Origin of the sequence: uncultured Lacinutrix sp., from assembly GCF_947500605.1 — a bacterium.
In the GTDB taxonomy this organism is placed as follows: Bacteria; Bacteroidota; Bacteroidia; order Flavobacteriales; family Flavobacteriaceae; genus Lacinutrix.
In genome coordinates, this window is the sequence record NZ_CANMSJ010000001.1 from 366,826 (window position 1) to 387,070 (window position 20,245).

General features: G+C 31.0%; 17 protein-coding genes. 8 read left to right on the top strand and 9 right to left on the bottom strand.

Annotation, left to right across the window (positions count from 1 at the left end; all coding sequences use genetic code 11):
• Window positions 1-12 precede the first annotated feature (12 nt).
• The 7 genes from Q0935_RS01650 to Q0935_RS01680 all read left to right on the top strand — a co-directional run bounded on the left by Q0935_RS01650 (window position 13) and on the right by Q0935_RS01680 (window position 10,673).
• On the top strand, window positions 13-852 hold the full coding sequence (locus Q0935_RS01650; protein WP_299381828.1) for a helix-turn-helix domain-containing protein: 840 nt from the start codon (window positions 13-15) through the stop codon (window positions 850-852).
• A 210-nt stretch (window positions 853-1,062) separates the two neighbouring features.
• Window positions 1,063-2,565, top strand: a complete 1,503-nt coding sequence (locus Q0935_RS01655) for an aldehyde dehydrogenase family protein (RefSeq protein ID WP_299381830.1) — start codon at window positions 1,063-1,065, stop codon at window positions 2,563-2,565.
• 159 nt (window positions 2,566-2,724) lie between these two features.
• Complete coding sequence (locus tag Q0935_RS01660; RefSeq protein ID WP_299247647.1) at window positions 2,725-3,255, top strand: NUDIX hydrolase; 531 nt, start codon at window positions 2,725-2,727, stop codon at window positions 3,253-3,255.
• 135 nt (window positions 3,256-3,390) lie between these two features.
• The gene (gene truA, locus Q0935_RS01665) at window positions 3,391-4,185 is read left to right on the top strand and encodes a tRNA pseudouridine(38-40) synthase TruA (RefSeq protein WP_299381832.1); all 795 of its coding nucleotides are present in this window, start codon (window positions 3,391-3,393) and stop codon (window positions 4,183-4,185) included.
• 229 nt (window positions 4,186-4,414) lie between these two features.
• A complete protein-coding gene (locus tag Q0935_RS01670) occupies window positions 4,415-7,246 on the top strand; it encodes a PIN domain-containing protein (protein ID WP_299381834.1) in 2,832 nt (943 codons plus the stop codon).
• A 33-nt stretch (window positions 7,247-7,279) separates the two neighbouring features.
• Complete coding sequence (locus tag Q0935_RS01675; RefSeq protein ID WP_299381836.1) at window positions 7,280-8,314, top strand: hypothetical protein; 1,035 nt, start codon at window positions 7,280-7,282, stop codon at window positions 8,312-8,314.
• A gap of 184 nt (window positions 8,315-8,498) precedes the next feature.
• Window positions 8,499-10,673, top strand: a complete 2,175-nt coding sequence (locus Q0935_RS01680; RefSeq protein ID WP_299381838.1) for a DNA mismatch repair protein MutS — start codon at window positions 8,499-8,501, stop codon at window positions 10,671-10,673.
• Window positions 10,674-11,264: 591 nt separating this feature from the next.
• On the opposite strand, the gene Q0935_RS01685 is transcribed toward Q0935_RS01680, so the two are convergent.
• Window positions 11,265-11,570 (bottom strand): GIY-YIG nuclease family protein, encoded by a 306-nt coding sequence (locus Q0935_RS01685; RefSeq protein WP_299247634.1) that lies wholly within the window; start codon window positions 11,568-11,570, stop codon window positions 11,265-11,267.
• Window positions 11,571-12,087: 517 nt separating this feature from the next.
• Window positions 12,088-12,393 (bottom strand): GIY-YIG nuclease family protein, encoded by a 306-nt coding sequence (locus Q0935_RS01690; protein ID WP_299381840.1) that lies wholly within the window; start codon window positions 12,391-12,393, stop codon window positions 12,088-12,090.
• A 342-nt stretch (window positions 12,394-12,735) separates the two neighbouring features.
• Here Q0935_RS01690 and Q0935_RS01695 point away from each other — a divergent pair, with 342 nt between their 5' ends.
• Window positions 12,736-13,170, top strand: coding sequence for a thiol-disulfide oxidoreductase DCC family protein (locus tag Q0935_RS01695; RefSeq protein WP_299381842.1), 435 nt, complete (start codon window positions 12,736-12,738; stop codon window positions 13,168-13,170).
• Between the two features lie 127 nt (window positions 13,171-13,297).
• Here Q0935_RS01695 and Q0935_RS01700 read toward each other — a convergent pair whose 3' ends face one another.
• The 7 genes from Q0935_RS01700 to aroC all read right to left on the bottom strand — a co-directional run bounded on the left by Q0935_RS01700 (window position 13,298) and on the right by aroC (window position 20,184).
• The gene (locus tag Q0935_RS01700; protein WP_299381844.1) at window positions 13,298-13,540 is read right to left on the bottom strand and encodes a hypothetical protein; all 243 of its coding nucleotides are present in this window, start codon (window positions 13,538-13,540) and stop codon (window positions 13,298-13,300) included.
• A gap of 455 nt (window positions 13,541-13,995) precedes the next feature.
• A complete protein-coding gene (locus Q0935_RS01705) occupies window positions 13,996-15,834 on the bottom strand; it encodes a CPBP family intramembrane glutamic endopeptidase (RefSeq protein WP_299381846.1) in 1,839 nt (612 codons plus the stop codon).
• A gap of 46 nt (window positions 15,835-15,880) precedes the next feature.
• Window positions 15,881-16,219, bottom strand: a complete 339-nt coding sequence (locus Q0935_RS01710) for a hypothetical protein (protein ID WP_299247623.1) — start codon at window positions 16,217-16,219, stop codon at window positions 15,881-15,883.
• A gap of 3 nt (window positions 16,220-16,222) precedes the next feature.
• Window positions 16,223-17,038: a sulfurtransferase gene (locus tag Q0935_RS01715; RefSeq protein WP_299381847.1), complete on the bottom strand. Its 816-nt coding sequence runs from the start codon at window positions 17,036-17,038 to the stop codon at window positions 16,223-16,225.
• Between the two features lie 27 nt (window positions 17,039-17,065).
• Window positions 17,066-18,373 carry a dicarboxylate/amino acid:cation symporter gene (locus Q0935_RS01720; RefSeq protein ID WP_299247617.1) on the bottom strand — a complete coding sequence of 436 codons (1,308 nt, stop codon included), beginning with the start codon at window positions 18,371-18,373 and terminating at the stop codon, window positions 17,066-17,068.
• 49 nt (window positions 18,374-18,422) lie between these two features.
• Window positions 18,423-18,992: a hypothetical protein gene (locus tag Q0935_RS01725; protein ID WP_299381849.1), complete on the bottom strand. Its 570-nt coding sequence runs from the start codon at window positions 18,990-18,992 to the stop codon at window positions 18,423-18,425.
• 133 nt (window positions 18,993-19,125) lie between these two features.
• Window positions 19,126-20,184, bottom strand: a complete 1,059-nt coding sequence (aroC, locus tag Q0935_RS01730) for a chorismate synthase (RefSeq protein WP_299381851.1) — start codon at window positions 20,182-20,184, stop codon at window positions 19,126-19,128.
• Window positions 20,185-20,245 lie beyond the last annotated feature (61 nt).

Genomic DNA, 20,245 nt, shown 5'->3' on the forward strand with positions numbered 1-20,245 from the left:
AAAACAAAATAAATGGCAATAGAAAACATACCCGAACTCTACATTAAGGACAAAACAGAAAGTCCTGATTTATTTGTTTACGACTTTAAAATGACCACAGATGTTGTTAAAAGTAAGGTGAATTTAGGCATGAATATGTTTAGTTTTCTTCAAGTAGGTAAAAAACAAGTGCATTTTGCAGGAACATCGGTTGCAGTAAATAAAGACCAATCATTATTACTAAAAAAAGGAAATTGGCTTTGGACAGAATTATTAGACACAGAAGCTATTTATTACTGTAAACTCTTTTTCTTTTCTGAAGAAAAACTAACCGATTTTTTAAGCAAATACACAAACGACGTTAAACCGTATAAAGAAGATGTACCTTATTTTGTAATTGAAAACGATGCATATATTGCTTCTTTTATTAGTTCGTTAGCGTCAAATACATTCGAAAATCACAATTTTAGTGATGCATTATTAGCTTTAAAATTTGAAGAAATTTTATTATACTTATTAAATAAATATGGTGATACCTTCGAGTATTACTTACATTCTTTAATTTCTAAAGACGTTTCACCATTTAAAAACATAGTAGAAAACAATGTGCATTCTAATTTAAAGTTAGAAGAAATTGCCTTTCTCTGCAATATGAGTTTATCTACTTTTAAACGTCATTTTACAAACGAATACAACCAAGCACCAGGAAAATGGTTGCAAGATAAACGCCTACAAAAAGCTAAAGAATTGTTACAAGGCGGAGAATTAAAAGCATCTGATATTTACTTAGAAATTGGCTATAACAACCTGTCTAACTTTAGCGTAGCCTTTAAAAACAAGTTCGGAATTAGCCCAACAGATATTTCAAATTAGACATAAAATATTTAATTAACTGATTTACAGCTATATATTGTAAATTAAAGATGTTTTTTTTTCAAAACTAAAAACATTGACCTTTTTTCATAAGTTATTGAGCCGTTTCAATAAATAGAAAGGTAATAACCCAACATACATTTGTACCATAATTAAACAACGCTTGTTTTTGCAAGCACTATTTAAGAATTAAAATTAAAAATTATAATTATGGCAAATGTAACAAAACCAGTATTTAAAGAAAGATACGGTAACTTTATTGGCGGTAAATTCGTGGAACCTGTAAAAGGTCAATATTTCGATAACGTTTCTCCAGTAGATGGTAAAGTATTTACGCAAGCAGCACGCTCAACACAAGAAGATATAGATTTAGCGCTAGATGCAGCACACGAAGCGTTTCCTTCTTGGAGTACATCTTCAGCAACAGAACGTAGTAATGCGTTATTGAAAATTGCACAAGTAATGGAAGATAACTTCGAGTACTTAGCAACTTTAGAAACTATCGATAACGGAAAACCAATTCGCGAATCTCGTGCAGCAGATATCCCTTATTGTATCGATCACTTTCGCTATTTCGCAGGTGTAATTCGTGCAGACGAAGGTAGTATTTCAGAACACGACAAAAACACTGTAAGCATTGTATTACACGAGCCTGTTGGTGTTGTTGGAGAAATTATTCCTTGGAATTTTCCAATGTTAATGTTAGCATGGAAAATTGCTCCAGCTTTAGCCGCAGGTTGTACAGCTGTTGTAAAACCAGCAGAGCAAACACCTACTAGTGTTATTGCATTAATGGAACTTATTGGTGATATTTTACCAGCAGGTGTATTAAACATTGTAACTGGTTTTGGTACGGAAGCAGGTGCAGCTTTAGCAACATCTAAGCGTATTGCAAAACTATCTTTTACAGGTTCTACAGAAACGGGACGCAAAGTTTTACACAATGCTGCCGAAAACATTATTCCTGTAACTATGGAATTAGGAGGTAAATCTCCAAACGTATTTTTTCCATCTGTGGCAGATCATGACGACGATTTCTTTAGTAAAGCTATTGAAGGTGCATTAATGTTCTCTTTAAATCAAGGTGAAATTTGTACTGCTCCATCACGTATTTTAGTGCATGAGGATATTGCAGATCTTTTTATCGAAAAAATGAAAGTGCGTTTAAAAGCAATTAAAACAGGAAACCCATTAGATCCAGAAACAATGATTGGTTCTCAAGTTTCTAAGCCACAATACGACAAAATTCTTGACTATATTAAAATAGGAAAAGATGAAGGTGCAGAAGTTGTTGCTGGTGGTGATGCTGGTAATTATGAAGGTGAACTTTCTGAAGGATACTACATCCAACCTACAGTTTTAAAAGGAAATAATAAGATGCGTATTTTCCAAGAAGAAATTTTTGGCCCAGTTGTAGCATTAACAACATTTAGTTCTACCGAAGAAGCTATTGCTATTGCAAACGATACGCCTTACGGTTTAGGTGCTGGTGTTTGGTCTAGAGATGCGCACGAATTATTCCAAGTACCTCGTGCTATACAAGCTGGTAGAGTTTGGGTAAACCAATACCATACTTATCCTGCACACGCTCCTTTTGGTGGTGTTAAAGAATCTGGATTTGGTCGTGAAAACCATAAAATGGCTTTAGATCATTACCGTGTTGTAAAAAACATGTTAATTTCTTACGACAAGAAACCTATGGGATTCTTTTAATTAAAACACATTAAATTAAGTAATAATAAAGCCTTGGATAATCCAAGGCTTTATTTTGTTTATTAAATAGCACATTAACAAAAGAAGAAAACTAGCAGCACCACTACTCCAATATAAAAAACAAAAACCACTATTTTTGCGCAAAATTAAATGCTCTAAATGCAGAATTTAAAAACACACTATCATCCAGAGGTTATAGACCTCGAAAACAAATCTGTCTTTACAAGGTTAGCCACAAGAAGTATTGTTGTTAATGGCGATTCTATTTTACTACTTTACACTAAAAGATATGAAGATTATAGTCTGCCTGGAGGTGGTTTAGATCTAGACGAAGATAAAATAGAAGGCATGAAAAGAGAGCTTAACGAAGAAACTGGAGCCCAAAACATTAGAAACATTAAGCCTTTTGGTATTTACGAAGAATACAGACCTTGGTACAAACCAGATTTCGATGTACAACACATGATTTCCTATTGCTACACCTGCGATATTAACACACAACTTGGCAATACAAGTTTAGAAGCCTACGAAACAAATAATGGCATGAAAGCAGTTTGGGTTAATATACACACAGCAATTGCTCATAATATTAAAATAATGGCTACAAGCGATAAAAAAGGCATTTCTATAGAACGAGAAACCTTTTTATTACAACAAATAGCCAAAAGCAAGACACTCAGTATTATTTAATACACCAAAAGCATAAATTAAACGGTTTATGCTTTTTTTATGCCATAACCACGTTTAAAACATATAACAACTATCCTATTTATTTGGGCTGTAACCATTTTACAATACTTAGTTTTACTGTTTCTAATACAACACATGCGATATTTTATACATTTAGGCTTTAATGGTAACGATTATAGTGGATGGCAAAAACAAAAAGCCACTACAAATACGGTACAAGAAGTGATAGAAAATACACTTTCTCAAATATTTAAAAAAAATATTAGCGTTTATGGTTGTGGCAGAACAGATGCAGGCGTTCATGCAAGTCAATATGTAATTCAAATTAATTTAGACGAAGCACCAACATTCGATTTAAAATTCCGGATGAATAAAAACCTACCCAACAGCATCGCAGTATTTGAAATTATAGAAGTTACCGTAGAGCAACATTGCCGTTACCACGCAACAGCGCGTTCTTACGACTATTTTATACATTGGCACAAAAACCCAATACTCCATAACAAAAGCTCCTTTTACCAAGATTATAAGTTAGATTTCGAGGTGATGAAACAAGCCACTGCGCTTATTCGTGAAACCAAAAACTTTAAAGCCTTTTGCAAACAACCCGATTTATACCATAATACCTATTGTAACATTACCGACTGCCAACTCTATATTAACGAAGCACAAGGCAGAATGCGTTTTACAATAACCAGTAACCGTTTTCTTCGCGGCATGATTAGAATTTGCGTCTTTTATCTGCTAGAAGTTGGTCGTGGTAAAATAACTTTAGACACGTTTAAACAAATTTTAAACCAGGAAAAAGAGTTAAAAATAACCTATGCTGCACATCCAAATGGTCTTTTTTTAAGTAAGATTGAATATCCCTTTTTAAAACTAGACGATACTCATAATTTGGTAAAGATGCTTAGTTTTGGTTTGGAGTAATTGTTTGTGTTTAAAAGCTTTATTTATATTTGGTTTTGAAGTTAATAGTGAGTCGACAAATGCATTAACATGTGTTAATAAACTGTTGAAATGTTTGCTATCTAAAAGAAATATTCAGATTTTAAAATATTAACTTCGTTTGATGATTTTTATAAAAAAGGAATGTTGTTTATCAATGGTATATGCCGTATTTAATAAATATAAACAGTAGGGATAATCAAGATTGAGCATGAAAAACATACTAATTGATACATGTAGTTGGATAAATTTGTTGAGTGAAGATTTTAATAAATTATTACCACACTTAGAGTTTTGGAAAAACAATAATTGTATTAGAATTATAAGTCATGAAAAAATAATTGAAGAATGGAATTTTCATAAAGATAGACACAAAAAAAGATTAGCAGACTCATTAAATACAAAATACAATCATACTAGAGCGGTTGCTAAAAAAGAAAGAATCTCTATTCTTGAAACATTAAGCCCTAATTTAGATGAAATTGAGAATCAGATAAAATTAATAGATGATTTATTAATTGACTCAAAGATATTAAAAACTTCAGATGAGATTAAGGTGTTTTGTGCAGATTGGCAAATATCAAAAAAAGCACCATTTCATGATAAAGTAGATAGTATGAAAGACGCTTACATAATTTTTTCTGCTTTAAATCACTTCACCGATGTTAACGAAGAATTTATTTTTATATCAGATAATAAAAATGATTTTGGTTCTAAAACCAATCCAAACTCTGAAATACATCCAGAGATTCTTGAAAACTATTCAGAAGTTAACTTGCGTTATTTTAAAGATATCGGCAAAGCTATTAACACCTTAAGACAAGAATTACCAATTTCTTTATTACCTGAAGAAATAAATAGCACTAGTATAACTAGTATAGAAAACGAAGTAGTTATCGATAAAACAAAACCTATATTAGAACAAGTCTATGATTATATATCAATAAGACACAAAGAAATCAAGTTTTATCCAATTTCACTTTTTATAAATAATTATCCTTTTAAAATAGACTCAACTAACTATTATTCTACTTTTAATTTAAGCACTGACAATGAAGAATTAATTGAATTATTTCAATCTGTTCATATATCAGAAGATAATAAAATTAGTATTATTGATGAGAAATTTTACTATGGTGTTGAGAATTATAAAACAAAAATTAAAACTGTTTTATTGGGACTGTCTAACAATTTGATATTTAATATTTCCAGTGATGAATCAAGAGAACGAATATCAATAAGATATTCTGAGGCTAAAAACTGTGAATGTCCAAAATGTAGTTTCAAAAAGTTTAAATTTTATGAATGTTTTGAAAATTTAGATTCATATACAGATAGTATTGAGGACTTGCAAGAAAGTAGTTATTTAAATTATAAGATTGGAAATTATTTATTAGCAATAGAAAAGCAAAAAAAAGTATTAATAGAGTATAAAAAAAAACAATTAAATACTTCCTTTTTTATTGCTCAATTCAATTTGTCAAAACTATTAATTTTTGCCAGAAACAGTTATTTCGGAGATAATTCAAAAAATGAATTATTAGAAGAATTAAAAACAATTGATTTAGATTATGAAGAAACAAATCTATCTTCAAAAGAAAATAAAAAAATAATTAAGTATATTAATGATAGCACTTTCTATAATGATGCTAGAAATAAAATACATGAAACCTCTCATAAATTAATTGACCAATATTACAGCTCTTTAAATGGAGGTTTAAGTTTAAATAATCATGTTTGGATATTAATAAATGAATTTGCAAAACTTGAAATATTTTTATCTAAAAATTATATTGTTTATGATAAATTTAAAGAGTTTCAGGATGTTTTTTCAATCTTTATTGAAGGATTATTTGCTTCACATGCAGTTTCAGAAAGTCATGAAAATAGTCGCTTAGATAGTTTTGATGATTGGTTAATTATAAATTTACTTCAATATGGGAATTCCGAAATTATTAACAAGTCATATAGAAGATATAAACTAAAAAAAATTAATTATAAAAAAACCTCTTTAAATGGAGATTCGTTTGAAGAACTTATAGATAACTTCTTTAATAACAATAGTCTTAAGAAATCTCTTAATGAAAACTGTGAGAGAGATAACCGTAGATTCTGGGAACATTATAATAGAGTTTTCAAAAACATATTAGCCTTAGTATCTATTTCTAATTTTGAAAAAGAATTTATTAATTCATTTTCAAAACAACTTGTTAATTATTTAGAAAATGAACCGTTTATTCAGAGGCAGAGTATTAAGGAAATAAGTGTATTTTTATATCGTTGTGGTAAACAAATAGATAGCGAATTGATTTATAGGTTTTTTGATTTAGGAATAAATAATTCTTTCTATCATGATTCGAATTTTTATGAGTCAATATTAAGTACTTTAGATAGAGAAAATAAACATTTAAATATAACAGTAAAGCAATTTGAAACAATAAAAAGTATTTCTTTTAACGAGTGTACTTTTTGTAGCCGTAGACATGAAAACACATTAATTATTCCACTTTACAGGATAATTGATAATTTGGATTTCAAAAAAGAGATAGTTAGTATGATTCAAGCAAAACTTAAGGGAAGTTTTTCTTTTGACTTGTTTTACGAAGCTAGTATACTGGAATTAATACCTCTTAATAACGAAATGTTAATCAAAGCAATAGAAGTGTCAATACCGAGAAGTCGCTTGGCATCATCTAATAGTCTTTTTTCTAATGTAGATGATAATCGATTTGTTAAATTAAATTCCATATTAAACTTATGCTTTAAATTTAATATTGATACAACAACAGAACAATTTACTCCTTTACGAAAACTTGATTCTTATTATGATTGGTTGTTAGATATGGATAATTTTAATTATGATCTATTTAAAGCTAAATGGATTGGAGAATATTCTACTAGATTTTACTATGAAAAAATTTACAATAATAAGATAGTAAAGGAGAAATTAGATAGCATTATCAAATATAATTTTGATTCAAATATTGAAAAAGAATATTTAAATATATATGTAAGAAAAACTTGGAATATAAGTAAAAAATAAGAGTATTCCATTTTCATAGTAAAACCAACAAAAATGAACAAAACCCTAATCCTACTATTATTAATATGTCTTAATGTTTCAGCACAAAACGCTAAAAACACAGGTTGGACTATTCAAGAATTACATTATCCAGAAATAGTATTACCAGAAGCTTTTAAAACCTACAAAATAGAGATAAACGTTAATAGCGAAGCCATTAAACGCATTACAAATAAAGAGCAGGAAACGTCTAGTTATAAAAATCCAAACATTACTAGCTTTGTAGATAGCTATATAAAGTTACCAGGTTACGAGCTTTCGGAAACGCCAGATTTTATTTTAGAGTTTTCAGATTTAGGGATAAAGCACATTTTAAGCGTAACGGAAAAGAAAAAGTATGGTAAAGATGCTAAAAACACATTTACTGGTGTTGTAGATTTAGCGTCGGCTATAAAACTTGTTGTCAAGGATACTAACGGGATTATTCTGTTTGAAAAAGTGTACACAAAAAAACAAGAAAGTGAAACTGCTAGTGTTTACAAAAATGCAAGCATTACCTCTAGTACCATTGCATTGTCGCAAATTAAAAAGCAATACAAAGCTAATGCAAGTGAATACAGATTTAACAAAAACACAAGTATAGCAAGTAATAATGTTATGGCTATTAACGACGATATAAAGGCTAAGTTTTCTAGCTACTACAAGCCTACTCGCGTAAATTTATTTCTTGTTAAAAAAGAAGAAAAATATGGTATAGATAACAATGCACAGGTAGAAAAACTAACTGCGTTAAACACGACAAAGTATAGCGATACTTATAATGCAGATTTAAAAACGCTTGCAGAAGAAAGTTTAGCCAAATTTGAATTAGAATTATCTAAAATAAAAGATAAAACCGATAAGAAAGAAAAGAAAATATACTGGAGTTTATTAAGTAATATCTCTGGTGTTTACTACGCTTTAGGCAATTATGATAAAGCCATAGAATATGCAAAATTACGAGAAACGGTAGATTATAATAAAAAGTGGCGTTTCAATTTAGAAATTGCAGAAAAAAGAAAAGCTGTAATAGATAAAAACAAAAGCTAAACACACCATTTTTATTAAAAATAAGAACACTTTAAAGCGTATTTAAAGTGTTCTTTTGTTTTTATAGCATTTACAAATGCGCGTTCTTATATAAAATGGTATTAATTCTTCAATGTATTCCGTAACTTTGTTGGACTAAGAAAAAGAATAAATTTAAGAGGTTTCTGTTTTTACGGAAAAGCGTATGATAAACATTCACAAAAAAACATTACAAGACTTAGAATTCGCAACAGTTTTAGAGCAAGTTAGCGAGTACTGTGTTACCAATTTGGGTAATAAAAAAGTCTTAACTATAGAGCCATTTCAAGACAAGGAAACATTACTTAATGCGTTACAATTAACCAATGAGTATGTGTCTTCTTTTTATAACGATAACCGTGTGCCAAATCATGGTTTCGATGCTATTACAAAGGAATTACAGTTATTACGCATAGAAAACACTTATTTAGAAACACACAGTTTAAAAAAGATAATCTCTATTTCTATTACTGCAAACGAGGTTGTTAAGTTTTTAAACAAGTTTGAAGAGTACTACCCAAACCTGCAACACTTTGCGCAACGCATACAAGTAACAACGGCGTTAATAGAAAAAATAGATAGTATTGTTGATCGTTTTGGAGATGTAAAAGATAATGCTTCGGCATTACTTTACGAGATTCGCCAGAGCATGAATAAGCTAAAAGGTAAAATTAATTCTAGTTTTACGTCTGCACTTAACCAATACCACAACCTTGAGTATTTAGATGATATTAGAGAATCGGTTGTAGAAAACAAGCGAGTACTTGCTGTAAAAGCCATGTACAGACGTAAGGTTAAAGGCGCAATAATGGGCGGTAGTAAAACCGGTAGTATTGTTTACATAGAGCCAGAAACGACTTTACAACACACAAGAGAACTTAATAATTTAGAATACGAAGAAGGCGAAGAAGTTGTGCGTATTTTAAAAGAAGTGACAAACTTTTTACGTGACTTTTTACCGTTAATAGAAGGTTATCAGAATTTTTTAATAGAAATAGATGTAATTGCTGCTAAAGCAAAGTACGCTAAATCTATGGATGCGATATTGCCAGAACTTAGCGATAATCGTGAGATCTATTTACGCGATGCCTATCACCCACTACTCTATTTAAACAATGTAGCGAAGAAAGAAAAAACGTTTCCGCAAACTATAGGACTTAATAATGACAAGCGTATTATTGTTATTTCGGGCCCAAATGCAGGTGGAAAAAGTATTACTTTAAAAACCGTTGGTTTATTACAGTTAATGTTGCAAAGTGGTATGCTTATTCCAGTGCATGAGCGTAGTACAGTTACTATTTTCGATCGTATTTTAACAGATATTGGAGATAACCAATCTATAGAAAACCATTTAAGTACCTATAGTTACCGTTTAAAACAGATGAATTACTTTTTAAAGAAAGTAAACAAAAATACATTGTTTTTAATTGATGAATTTGGTACAGGATCTGACCCTGAACTTGGTGGTGCTTTAGCCGAAACCTTTTTAGAGGAATTTTATGCTAGAAATGCTTTTGGTATTATTACTACGCATTACGCTAATTTAAAAATGTTAGCGAATGAGAAAGAAGAAATGATAAACGCCAACATGATGTTCGATGAGCGTACTTTAGAGCCCATGTATAAATTGGCTTTAGGTCAGGCAGGTTCTTCGTTTACATTTGAAGTGGCACAGAAAAACGGAATACCATACAGCTTAATAAACAGGTCTAAGAAGAAGATAGAACGCTCTAAAGTCCGTTTTGACGCTACGATAGCAAAGCTTCAAAAACAAAGAGCTAAGCTTGAGAAAACAAGCGAATCGTTAAAAGTAAACGAAAAGAAAAAACAAACTGAAGCCGATAAATTAGAGGAAGTAAATATTAAGATTCAGAAAAAACTGGAAAGCTACCAAGAGCTTTACGATAGTAACCAGCGCCTTATTTACTTAGGGCAAAAGGTAAACGATATTTCGGAGAAGTTTTTTAACGATAAAAAGAAAGGTGCTTTAATGTCTGAGTTGTTCCGTTTGGTTCAAATTGAAAACTCTAAGCGTAAAAAAGTAACAGCAAAACAAGCTAAAGCCGAAAAAGTAAAAGTTACACAAGTAAAACAAGAAGCCGAGAAAAAGGTTGAAGTAATACGTAAGAAAAAGAAAGAGGCCAAAGCGAAAGCAAAACTAATACCCGAAAAACCAAAGCATATTCTTAAAATTGGAGATCGCGTGCGCATGGAAGATGGTCGTGCTGTTGGTACTATCGATAAACTTGAGAAAAAGAAAGCGGTTGTTAATTATGGCATGTTTACGACTAATGTAAATGTGGATTTATTGGAACTTGTTGAGGCTGTTAAGAAAAAGTAGGTTTTTATTGTGGTTTTGTGTTTTTTTTAAGACTTTCCTTCTTTTAAAGATTATCACTTTTAAAAACACTGTGATTACTGTCATTCCTGAGAATACTGTTATTGCTATGATTACTGTCATTCCTGCGAAGACAGGAATCCATAAAGAGTAGTACAATAAAACAAAGTGGATTCCTGCCTGCGCAGGAATGACAAACCGAAGAATTATACTTAATATTCAATTTCCAAAAAAGTAATTTATTTAACAAGGTTGCAAAATAGTAACCTGTTTAATAGCATGCAATACAAACCAATTAAAGTATTAAATACTGTCATTCCTGCGTAGGCAGGAATCCATAAAGAGCATCAAAACAAACAAAGTAGATTCCTGCTTTCGCAGGAATGACAAACCGATGTGTTGTGTTTAATATTCAATTTTCAAAAAGGTAATTTATTTAGCAAGGTTGTAAAATAGTACTTGTTTGGTAGCGTGTAAAACAGTCCAATTAAAGTATTAAATACTGTCATTCCTGCGCAGGCAGGAATCCATAAAGAGCATGGCAACAAGCAAAGTGGATTCCTGCATTCGCAGGAATAACAAATTAGATTCTTATTAATAAACATCCCAGTCTCCTGCTAAATCACTCCAATTAGGATTGTCTTCTTGAATCAATTTAATCTTCCAATCACGTTTCCATTTCTTCATATTCTTCTCTCTTTTTATCGCATCATTTACGTACTGAAAAGTTTCAAAGTAAACTAAGTTTGTAAGATCGTATCTTTTGGAGAATCCCTCAACTATTTTGTTTTTATGCTCAAACATTCTACGTTCTAGATTATTCGTCACACCAATATATAGTGTGCCATTATACTTATTAGAAAGAATGTATAAGTAATATTGATGATGTGTTTTGAACATAAGAGTATTACTAAAATACATAATTTATAATACTGAAATGGATTCCTGCCTTCGCTGGAATGACAAACCGAAGTATTCTATTTAAAATTCAGTTTTCAAAACGGTAATTTACTTAACAAGGATGTAAAATAGTACTTGTTTAATAGTATGTAATACAAACCAATCAAAGTACTAAATACTGTCTTTCCTGCGAAGGCAGGAATCCATTAAGAGAATATCACAACAAACAAAGTGGATTCCTGCCTTCGCATGAATGACAAACAGATGTATTGTGTTTAATATTCAATTTTCAAAAAGGTAATTTATTTAGCAAGGTTGTAAAAAAGTAACCTGTTTAATAGTATGTAATATAGACCAATTAAAGTATTGAATACTGTCATTCCTGCGCAGGCAGGAATCCATTAAGAGAATATCACAACAAGCAAAGTGGATTCCTGCCTTCGCAGGAATCCATAAAGAGCATGGCAACAAGCAAAGTGGATTCCTGCATTCGCAGGAATAACAAATTAGATTCTTATTAATAAACATCCCAGTCTCCTGCCAAATCACTCCAATTAGGATTGTCTTCTTGAATCAATTTAATCTTCCAATCACGTTTCCATTTCTTCATATTCTTCTCTCTTTTTATAGCATCATTTACGTATTGAAAAGCTTCAAAGTAAACTAAGTTTGTAAGATCGTATCTTTTGGAAAATCCCTCAACTATTTTGTTTTTATGCTCAAACATTCTACGTTCTAGATTATTCGTCACACCAATATATAGTGTGCCATTATACTTATTAGAAAGAATGTATAAGTAATATTGATGTTGTGTTTTGAACATAAGAGTATTACTAAGATACATAATTTATAATACTGAAATGGATTCCTGCCTTCGCAGGAATGACAAACCGAAGTATTCTATTTAAAATTCAGTTTTCAAAACGGTAATTTACTTAACAAGGATGTAAAATAGTACTTGTTTAATAGTATGTAATACAAACCAATCAAAGTACTAAATACTGTCTTTCCTGCGAAGGCAGGAATCCATTAAGAGAATATCACAACAAACAAAGTGGATTCCTGCCTTCGCATGAATGACAAAAATCATACAGCACAAAAAACATTTAACGGCAATAACCTTTTAAAAGAAGCAACTTAAATAGTAAAATTGTATTTTTGTAATGTGATTAAAGGACTTCCAAAAAACAAAAAACTAATCCTATTCGATGGTGTTTGCAACCTTTGCAGCGCATCAGTGCAATATGCGATTACACATGATAAAAACAATGTTTTTATGTTTGCTGCATTGCAAAGCGATATTGGTGAGCAGGTAATTAATCATTTTAAAGTTGATGTTTCGAAAACGGACTCTATCCTACTCTATTCTCCAGAAAATGACTCATTAAAAATTAAATCTTCGGCTGCTCTACATGTTGCTAAAGATTTAGGTTTCCCAAGGAGTTTACTATCTGTATTTTTAATAGTGCCTGCTTTTATTCGGAATTTGGTTTACGATTTTATAGCCAAGAATCGCTATAAATGGTATGGTAAGAAAGAAAGTTGCTGGATTCCTACTCCAGAATTAAAGGCTAAGTTTATTGGAGAAATAAACACATAACGCAATACCTGTTATCTTTATGTTTGCATTTAACTAGTAAAGAATACTCAAAATTAGGCGTAAAAAAAAGCCTGAAAATAATTTCAGACTTTTTGCAATTTTATTTAGATTGGATAATTAAATAATATTAGCACATTTTAGGTTTTTGCTTTTTTGAAGCAATTAACTTTAAATAAGCTGCTTTGTTATAATTTTCAATGTCTATTTCTTCCATTGTCTTAATACCTTTTACACTAATAACAACAGTTTTTTCAACATCTAATGTTTTAGTTGTTTCTGTTTTTACTTCTTTAATTTCGAGGGACTGAATGCCTTGAGCTGATGCAAAAGAGACAAAAAGAAGTAAAAGTAATGTTGTTAATAATTTCATTGTTTAGGTAATTAGGTATGTTTAACACTTCAAATATATAATAGACACCTCGCTATCAGTTATATAATCGGTAAACTACCAAAGTATTTGATTTGTGGATAGTTATTACAAATTTATCCGACCAACTACACAATTAAATTCACTAAACGAAAGGTAATGTTCACTCATCCAAAGTTATGTTTCACTCGTTTAGGGTTTTATAAAGGCTGTTAAGCTGTTAGTTTTACACTTGTATAAATTCAGTTTAAAAGCATCATATAGAATTTCAAAGCACAATACAGTTAGTTTACCTTAATTCCTGTGAATTAAGAATGAGTACGCTCTTTTAAGGTTTTTAGTCTAGGCTTTAAAAGCTTCGGTATAATACTAAATAAGTTATTTAGCATTGTAAATATCGAAAGGAATGTATTGGCTTTGAGATTTTTATTTCATGTTTATAACAGAAATAGTATTAATTAGTAACCTGTTAATAAAGTTACAGTAACTACAAAATTGTTTACAATATGAAAAACAATTCCTGTTGCTAGACCTCTAGATCTTTTAACAAAATAGCCTGTTACCAAGCCAAAAACAAAGTAGAAGATAAATAAGCTTAGGTTAAAGTGTGCAAGTGCAAATAATGATGCTTGTAGAACGTTTGCGACCTTGTAGCCTAAATGTTTCTCGGTTGATGTGAATATGATGCCTCTAAAAATGATTTCTTCGTAAAAAGGCACTATAATAGCAACTACTAAAATTGTAATATAAAAACCGTATTCGTTTAATAGCGATTGTATATCTTCTTTCGCACTTAAAGATGAAATTAATTCTGCTGTATCTGAAAGGTCTACAAATGTGCCGATAATTCTAATAATGAAGCCATTAAATATTAAAAAGATAATACTTAAACCTATCATTTGCCTTATCGAGTTATTAGTTCTAAAAACAAATTGTAATCGTTTTTTGTTAAGCAGTATAATAGTGAATAAGAGCAATAACGCAGAAAACAAGAGTTGTGCATTGGCTGAGACAAGATCTGTTTCTTCAGTAAATTCATCAAAATAGCCAACAATATCAAAATAATAATTTAGTTCCTCTTGATAATTGAATACCAAAATTAAAATAAACAACGTAAGCATGTATAAGAAACTAATAAGCCAAAAATGTCTTAAAGACCAGTCTCCAGGAAGTCTTACCGCTTCTTTTACCTTTTTAAAGTTGAAGTAATTACTAAGACTATAAATTGGTAATATCCACAAATAAGGAATGGCCATTAGAATTAAAATTGATAGTAGCAAAACAAGTATATGGGATATTTCGGCAAAAGACCAATAATAAGTTGGTGCTTTAAAGGCTAAACGCAATCGTTTTATGCCGAAAAAATCATCGTAATAACTTTCTTTATACATACGCCTTAACGAGCGAATTCCTGCTTCTGCGTCTGAGTATTTTAAATCGTGATTTGCAAGTTTTTGTATGCTACTTGCTTTGTTCCAAGCGGCAATAGTATCGTTAACCAAATAAGTTCTTGCTTGGGAATAATCTTCCTTTAATTCAAAAATTTTATAAAGGCTTTCGTTAATAGAATAGGTAGAATCATTTGCTTTAATACGGTCGTATAATTTTAGAGCTTCATCATCTTCATCTAAAGAAATTAGCAGCTGTCCTTTTGTGTCTAATACCCAATCTGGTTGTACTGCATCTAAGTTTTTTAGAATACTTTCTCTTGCTTTGTCTTTATTCTCTAAGCGTAAATACGCATCGGTTTTTAAAACAGAAAGGTCTAATGTGTCATTAAACTGTTCAGCTAAGTCAGCGTAGTCAATTGCTTTATAATCATCATCTTCTGTGTAGTAATTTGAGCTGATTTCGAATAAAGCAGAAGTATCTTCGTTATCCCAATTAATAGTGTTGCTTTTGTATAAATCTAAAGTCTTTAAAAGTAAAGGCTCTACTTCTTCTCCATAGGTATAATCTAATTTATAGAGAAGTATTTTTGGATTGTTGGGATATTGTGAAGCTAAATTTTCTACACATTCTAAGGTTTCATCGTACTTTAAATTATAACCTTCGTAGTCATCATAATATGCACTACCTATAAATTTGCATTTATAAATTTGTACATTTATATCGTCTGGATGAGACTTAATATAAGTATCGTATTTACTTAAAATAGCATTGTAACGATCCTCTTTAGAGTTGGTGAGCGTCTTTACAAAGTCTTTATGACTGTCTTTTGTATTTACTTTTATGTTTTGTGCTGTAGAACACAAGAAAGAGAGTAAACAAGAAAGTATTACAATAAATCTAGTCATGTATTTATTATCAAACGCTTTAAATTTAAAGCGTTAGTATTATAAGTTAATCTTCTTTAAGAATTTTTCTTAAAAATAGTAGTGTAGACGCTTCCATTCTATCTGCTTCACCATCGGCATAAAGTAATAGTTTTATGTCTGCAAAAAGCTCAGCATAATCATCACGGAAATAATCGTGCGATTTTACACCTTCAATTATGTTTTGTATGCATTGGTAGTCGTTATCTCTATCGAATTGCTTGTGAATAGCAGCATAGGTTTCTTTATCTACTTTAGTAAGAATAAAGTCTTTCTCTTCGGTAGTTTCGTGTAAATCGGCATTAGCAACATATAAAAGAATGTATGCTACAAGCTCGTTTTTTGACCAATTTTTAATGTTGTCCATAATTTATGCTATTGTTAAAGTTCCATACTCTGTCCACGAACCATCGTAAACACTATTGTTATAACCTGCAACAGTTGCTGCTAATGCTAAAACTGAAGCTGTAATTCCAGAACCACAAGTAAATACCAAATGCTGATTTTCTTTTGCTAAGTTCTTGAAAACGGTTTGTAATTCTGTTTTTTGTTTCAATTTATTATCATCCAAAACCATATTAAATGGTAAGTTAGTTGATGTTGGTATTGTTCCACTTCTTAATCCTGCTCTAGGTTCGGCAACAATACAATTAAAACGGTCGCTTGATCTTGCATCAATAATTTTATAATTATCGTCTTTAGAAATTGTTTCTAAAGAATCGAAAAACACTACGTTATCAGGGTTGTATATTGCTTTAAAGTTTCCTTTTTTGCGAGAATTATTAGTTGTTTTGTCTTCTAATAAAAAGCCTTTTGCTTTCCATTCAGGTAACCCACCATCTAAAATAGCCACGTTATTAAAGCCAAAGGTTTTAAATAGCCACCAAGCTCTAGCGCTAGAGTAAATGCCGTTATCGTCGTAAATAACAACTTTAGAATCGTTGTTTACACCTAATGCTTGTATGTTTTCTTCAAATTGTTCTGCTGAAGGAATAGTATTAGGAAAAGGTGCGTTTGCAATACTAAATTTCTTTTTAATATCGAAAAACTGAGTTCCTGGTATTTGTGCTTTTGACAATGCTGAAATATCACCAACTACTTTAGAAATAGTTGCATCGAATACAAGCACATTTTTATCCTTCAAATGATTATTTAACCATTCGACTGAAACTATATTTTCTAACATAATATTTAAATAGTTTGAGCTATTGGTTTATTTTACAGCTTGGTAATTATCGTCCCAATCTTTTACTTTTGGATCACCAAGTTTATCTACAGACTTTGCAACTACCATAGAAACTGCTGCATCTCCTGTAACGTTAATTACAGTTCTACACATGTCTAAAGGTCTATCTACAGCGAATATTAAAGCCAATCCAGCTTCTGGTATTCCTGCGTAGCCTAAAACACCAACAAGCATAACCATACCTGCTCCAGGAACAGCTGCGCTACCAATAGAGGCTAATGTTGCCGTAGCAATAATACCTAATTGTGTACTTAAATCTAATTCCATACCAAAGGCTTGTGCAATAAATACTGCAGCAACGGCTTGGTATAAACTTGTTCCATCCATATTTATGGTTGCACCAATTGGTAGTACAAAACTAGACACTTCTTCTTCAACACCTAAATGTTCTGTTACACGCTCCATTGTAACTGGAAGAGTTGCAGCACTACTACTAGTAGAAAATGCTAAAAGTTGTGCAGGAGAAATACCGTTTAAAAAGAATTTAGGAGATTTTTTTGTGTATAAACTTACTATTGCTACATAAATAACAATCATTAATGATAAACCTAAAACAACTGTAAAGGCATACCAACCAAGTGCTTTAAACAAATCTACACTCGGCGACTCGACGACAATTGCTGCTAATAATGCAAATACACCGTAAGGTGCGGCAAGCATAATAATATCGACCATTTTTAAGATTACTTCATTAAAACCATCGAAAAACTTTTTCACAGTTTCTCCTTTCTCTTCTGGAATAAGAATTAAACTAATACCAAAAAACATAGCGAAAAAGATAATTTGAAGCATGTTTCTATTACTAGTTGCAGCAGCAAAAATATTATCAGGTACAAGGTCTTCTAAAGCTTGTAATGGTCCAGATTCTTTTTGATTTTTTGCTTCATCTTTATATTTTGTAGTATTACCACTGTAATTTTCTACCATTTCTGTTCTGGTTTCTTTAGAAATAGATTTACCAGGATTAACAATGTTTACTAATAGAAGACCTATAGATACAGCAATAACAGTTGTCATTATGTAGATACCAATAGTTCTTCCTCCCATTTTGGAAAGTTTAGAAATATCTCTTAAATCTGAAACACCTTTAATTAGTGCAGCAAGAATTAAAGGAATAGCAATCATTTTTAAACATTTGATAAATATTTTACCAAAAGGCTTTATCCAATCTTGTACTAATTCTTGGCCACCATCAAAATTGGTCATTATTAGTCCTAATACGACTCCAAAGACCATTCCTAATAGTATTTTCCAATGTAGTGCTAGTTTTTTCATATGCATTCCTCGAGAAAGCGAGGATCTTATTTATGGTTTAGTTAGTTTATTAATTTGTTTTGGCGCCTATTGTTTTGTGCCTCCATACCTCGTAAAGATAGCAATTTACATGAGGTTCGTCTGGATTATTTATTGGTAACGCTTCGCGTATTTGTTTAGCGCTATCATAATCAGAAACCAAACCGTAACTATTTAAGTCGTTTGGTAGAAACGTTTCATCAAATCCACCACAGTTTGTTAAAGCGCTTGTGTTTCCTCCTATTTCTATTAAATCGTAACCTATAAAATTATAATCTTTATTTAAATTCGCCTTTTCTTTACCGGGTTCTTTTATTATTGCTAATAAATTAAAGCGTTCTAAATGGTCTGTTTTGCTAAGTACATAGTCTAAGCTACTAAAATAAAACATAACCATATCGTGGTCTGTTATAAAGTAATTCCATTCTTCAGCAGCATCTATGTCTAGAGAAAAAGCTAAACTATTTAAATTACCATCTAAAGAAACCAATTCCTTTAGATGCTTTAATTCTGACCAATCTATATAATCATTCCAACTAAATCCTTCTTTATTCTCTGAATCGTAAGTACATAAAGCGGTATAGTATATGTCTTGTTTCATTTTAAAAAATTAAAGATATGATAATAATTGAAATCATTAAAATTGTCTGTATTTTCAATATACCAAGCACAACGGTATCTAAAAGTGAATTCTATGCTTTGTTTAATGAGATTCCTGCTTTCGCAGGAATTAGTTAATACATTTTATTCAGCAAATAGAAATCTGCTAAAACCAAAGCAGCCATTGCCTCAACAATAGGCACAGCTCTTGGTACAACACATGGATCATGACGTCCTTTCCCTTGCATTTCTACAGTATTACCATGTTTATCTATAGTTTCGTATTTCTGTATTAAAGTTGCTACAGGTTTAAAAGCTACTCTAAAATAAATATCCATTCCGTTACTTATACCTCCTTGTATACCACCAGAAAGATTTGTTTTTGTTGTACCATCGTTATTAAATGGATCGTTATGTTCGCTACCTTTCATTTTTGCGCCACAGAATCCGCTTCCGTATTCAAAACCTTTTACAGCATTAATAGAAAGCATTGCTTTGCCTAAATCTGCATGTAATTTATCGAAAACAGGTTCTCCTAAACCAACTGGTACGTTTTTAATTACACATGTAATTGTACCACCAATAGTATCGCCTTCTTTTCTAATTTCTTTAACGCGAGCAATCATTTTCTCGGCAGTAGCTTCGTCTGGACAACGAATAATATTAGATTCAATTTTAGAAAAATCTAAATCTTGATACGGTTTATCTATAAAAATATCTCCAACCGATGAAGTAAATGCATTAATTTTAATATCCTTTAAAACCTGCTTTGCAATTGCACCAGCTACTACTCTACTTGCCGTTTCTCTTGCTGAGCTACGTCCACCACCACGATAATCGCGATGACCATATTTTTTATCATACACATAATCTGCATGACTTGGTCTGTAAGAATCTTTAATATGAGAATAGTCTTTGGACTTCTGATTTGCATTTTCAATAACAAAACCAATAGGTGTTCCTGTAGTTTTACCTTCAAAAATACCAGATAAGAATTTTACCTCGTCCGGCTCTTTACGTTGCGTTACTATTGACGACTGACCTGGTTTGCGTCTATTCATTTCGTTTTGAATTGCATCAAAATCTAATGTAATGTTTGGAGGGCAACCATCTATAACTCCACCAATAGCGACTCCATGAGACTCACCAAAAGTTGTGAGATTAAACAATTTTCCAAAGGAATTTCCTGCCATAAAAATTTTATTTATGCTAATGTAAAAGTTATATTACAGAAACAAAAATTGTATATTACTT

Coding starts and splice junctions, on each gene's coding strand:
- Q0935_RS01720 (WP_299247617.1), bottom strand. CDS start 18,373: ATGAAAAAACTAGCACTACATTGGAAAATACTATTAGGAATGGTCTTT.
- truA (WP_299381832.1), top strand. CDS start 3,391: ATGCGATATTTTATACATTTAGGCTTTAATGGTAACGATTATAGTGGA.
- Q0935_RS01655 (WP_299381830.1), top strand. CDS start 1,063: ATGGCAAATGTAACAAAACCAGTATTTAAAGAAAGATACGGTAACTTT.
- Q0935_RS01705 (WP_299381846.1), bottom strand. CDS start 15,834: ATGACTAGATTTATTGTAATACTTTCTTGTTTACTCTCTTTCTTGTGT.
- Q0935_RS01680 (WP_299381838.1), top strand. CDS start 8,499: ATGATAAACATTCACAAAAAAACATTACAAGACTTAGAATTCGCAACA.
- Q0935_RS01725 (WP_299381849.1), bottom strand. CDS start 18,992: ATGAAACAAGACATATACTATACCGCTTTATGTACTTACGATTCAGAG.
- Q0935_RS01710 (WP_299247623.1), bottom strand. CDS start 16,219: ATGGACAACATTAAAAATTGGTCAAAAAACGAGCTTGTAGCATACATT.
- Q0935_RS01690 (WP_299381840.1), bottom strand. CDS start 12,393: ATGTTCAAAACACAACATCAATATTACTTATACATTCTTTCTAATAAG.
- aroC (WP_299381851.1), bottom strand. CDS start 20,184: ATGGCAGGAAATTCCTTTGGAAAATTGTTTAATCTCACAACTTTTGGT.
- Q0935_RS01675 (WP_299381836.1), top strand. CDS start 7,280: ATGAACAAAACCCTAATCCTACTATTATTAATATGTCTTAATGTTTCA.
- Q0935_RS01685 (WP_299247634.1), bottom strand. CDS start 11,570: ATGTTCAAAACACATCATCAATATTACTTATACATTCTTTCTAATAAG.
- Q0935_RS01700 (WP_299381844.1), bottom strand. CDS start 13,540: ATGAAATTATTAACAACATTACTTTTACTTCTTTTTGTCTCTTTTGCA.
- Q0935_RS01660 (WP_299247647.1), top strand. CDS start 2,725: ATGCAGAATTTAAAAACACACTATCATCCAGAGGTTATAGACCTCGAA.
- Q0935_RS01715 (WP_299381847.1), bottom strand. CDS start 17,038: ATGTTAGAAAATATAGTTTCAGTCGAATGGTTAAATAATCATTTGAAG.
- Q0935_RS01670 (WP_299381834.1), top strand. CDS start 4,415: ATGAAAAACATACTAATTGATACATGTAGTTGGATAAATTTGTTGAGT.
- Q0935_RS01650 (WP_299381828.1), top strand. CDS start 13: ATGGCAATAGAAAACATACCCGAACTCTACATTAAGGACAAAACAGAA.